The 663-nt window shown below is 72.5% G+C and carries 1 protein-coding gene; it reads right to left on the bottom strand.

Going from position 1 to position 663, the window contains the following annotated elements; all coding sequences use genetic code 11:
• The coding region (locus JHN63_RS51755) for an MFS transporter (protein ID WP_200692039.1) at window positions 1–526 on the bottom strand (526 nt) is incomplete at its 3' end.
• Window positions 527–663: the final 137 nt, after the last annotated feature.

Below are 663 nucleotides of genomic sequence, written 5' to 3'. Positions count from 1 at the left end.
CCCAGGACGGCCTGCAACTGCTCCTCGCACGGGCCGCCCAGGGACTGGGCGCCGCCGTACTGGCGCCCTCGACGCTGACGATCGTCACGTCGGCGGCGCCCAGTCCCTGCGCGGCCCGTGCGAGGAGCAGTTGCCAGCCGTCCTGGGCGAGCCCGCCGGCCAGCGAGGCCACGGTGAACAGGGCGAGCCCGACGAGGAACATCCGCTTGCGGCCGTAGAGGTCACCGGCCCGTCCGCCCAGCAGCATGAACCCGGCGAACGCGATGGCGTACGCGTTGACCACCCATTGCAGTCCGGACGCGCTCATCCCCAGGTCGGTCCGCATCGACGGCAGCGCCACGTTGACGACGGACACGTCGAGGACGACGAGGAACTGCCCCGCGCAGGCGAGCGCGACGACCAGCCAGGCCGCGGGCGGCGCCGAGCCCCGCCGGGACGGGCGGGATATCCGGGAGCGGGAGGATGAGGATGACGGAGAGGGTGAGGGAGAGGGTGAGGCGTCAGCGGCTCGGTGCATGGTCGTCATACTGTCAACCGGTCCGTGCCCCCTGCATCGGCATTTCGTCCCAGCCGCACCACCGCCGCAGGACCTACGCCGTCCGCAGCAGCGTCACCACCGCCGCCCCGCCCAACCCGATGTTGTGCGCGAGCCACACCCCGGCC

Source organism: Streptomyces sp. MBT65 (assembly GCF_016612545.1).
GTDB lineage: Bacteria > Actinomycetota > Actinomycetes > Streptomycetales > Streptomycetaceae > Streptomyces.
Note: the sequence above shows the minus strand (reverse complement) of the source record. Positions and strands in the feature narration are given on the sequence as shown.